Source organism: Micromonospora marina, assembly GCF_900091565.1.
GTDB classification, from domain to species: Bacteria; Actinomycetota; Actinomycetes; order Mycobacteriales; family Micromonosporaceae; genus Micromonospora; species Micromonospora marina.
In genome coordinates this window covers 1-1,602 of sequence record NZ_FMCV01000068.1, presented here as the reverse complement: position 1 = coordinate 1,602, position 1,602 = coordinate 1, and the positions used below count along the sequence as shown (strand labels likewise).

The 1,602-nt window shown below is 67.7% G+C and carries 2 protein-coding genes; both read right to left on the bottom strand.

Annotated elements, in window-relative coordinates:
• Positions 1-475: 475 nt before the first annotated feature.
• Entirely contained in the window at positions 476-985 is a 510-nt protein-coding gene (locus tag GA0070215_RS27790) for a DUF4913 domain-containing protein (RefSeq protein WP_091051795.1), read from the bottom strand.
• Positions 982-1,602: hypothetical protein (locus GA0070215_RS27785; protein WP_208600438.1), on the bottom strand; the 621-nt coding region annotated here is incomplete at its 5' end. The genes GA0070215_RS27785 and GA0070215_RS27790, both read right to left, overlap by 4 nt.

Here is a 1,602-nt window from a genome sequence, read left to right as displayed (position 1 = left end):
GGCGACGCCGACACCAGGCCCGCGCCCGCTGGCACCACCAACGCACCCGCCTCAACCGCGAATACGCCCTGCTCACCTAGCAAATGGCGGCTGCCATACTAGTAGTGACCGTTGGTGTCGTAGAACCGGCCTTGGCGCCGCAGCACCGGCGAAACCGCCATTTGAGCCGTACGGGCGGGGATCGTTGCCCCCCGCATCATAGAGATGTCGCTGTTCACACAGCTCTACGAGGAGCCCGCAGCCAATCCGCCCTCGGTCCGCGATGTGTTCGATTCGTCGACCGCCACGACCGCTGGCGCGCCTCAGCACGAGTCAACGCACTGATCTGCCGCTGATCGGTCGTCGTCCCCGACGGCCACCTTGCTGATCAGCTCGTCAATCACAGGGCGAAGGTAGCCGCATCGATCACAAGACCCTGCGGCGGAGCAGGCAGAGAACGTCATCCTGCACAGGGCATGCGTGTAGCCGTCGCCGATCAGTCCCACCAGCTCCACCAGTTCTCGGGCGCGAGCTCGGCCGGCACCTCCGGTGATGAGTAGTGCTGCGCTACGCCAAGGTCGCCGCTTGCAGAGCAGTTGCGGAACGGCCCGTCGTCGCCGTACAGGATGGGCAGCTGGTGGTCGAGCTCTCGCAGCCAGGGCAGCATGCCGGTCATCTGCAGCCGAGCCTGTTCCCAGCCATACCAGAGGGCGGTCAGCCGGGTGACCGCCTCGTCATGGCGCCACCATCGCTCGCACCAGTGCCACCGGGTCATGCCGACCTCGCCGACCGGACGAGGAAAGGTCGGCAACAGGTACTTGGTCACCCACTCCTCGACCGTCGAGTACAGCGGCGGCTGATCATCCCCATTACCGGCGCGGATGCGCTCGATCTGGGCCTGCTGAAGGTCGGCGACCTGGTTCGTCAGTCTCGCCACCTCAGCGGCGAGTGCATCGAGTTGAGTTGCCGCGTCGTTGGGGGTCTGTTGGGACGTGGGGTCGGTCATCGCGTTCTGCCGCGCGTCTTCTCCGCGGTCGCCGCCACGGGCTGCTTGGCGACAACCGCCGCGTCGACCTGGGCGACGCGAAGCTTGGGGAAGGCCTGCGTCCACGCGGGCGTCGCGAGCGCTCCAGCGTGGTGGACTGAGGCGGTGCCGGCGGTGTGGTCGGCGTTGTCGTCGTGGACCACGCTCGCCGTCTGCCCGGTCGCGTGCTCGTCGACCGCTGTACGGGGATGATCCGGCATCGCACCGGCCCGGACTCCCTCACCGCGCTCAGCGGCAGCTCTGCCGTGCAGGTCGCGGGCCAGGGCCTCCTCCACGTGACTGTGCGCGAGGCGGATGCCTTCGACGGGCCGTCCGTACGAGTCGCTGCTCCTGATGGCCTGGCTCATCTCTGCCGCGAGGTCGCGGAGGAGCTGCACGGGTTCGCCGGCGGGGAGTTTGCCGGCAGCACGCCATTGGCGCTGTAGCTCGTCGAGGGCTTCGGGCCGTACGTGTTCCGCCAGCGTCATTGCCTCCTTCCGGACAGCCTGCGTTCCGCAGCTCAGCGTCGATATAGTCGGCGTCGCGGTGTGAAGGTGCAGGTCAGGGCGTTGCAGCCTGGCGGGAACGGCGAAAACGCC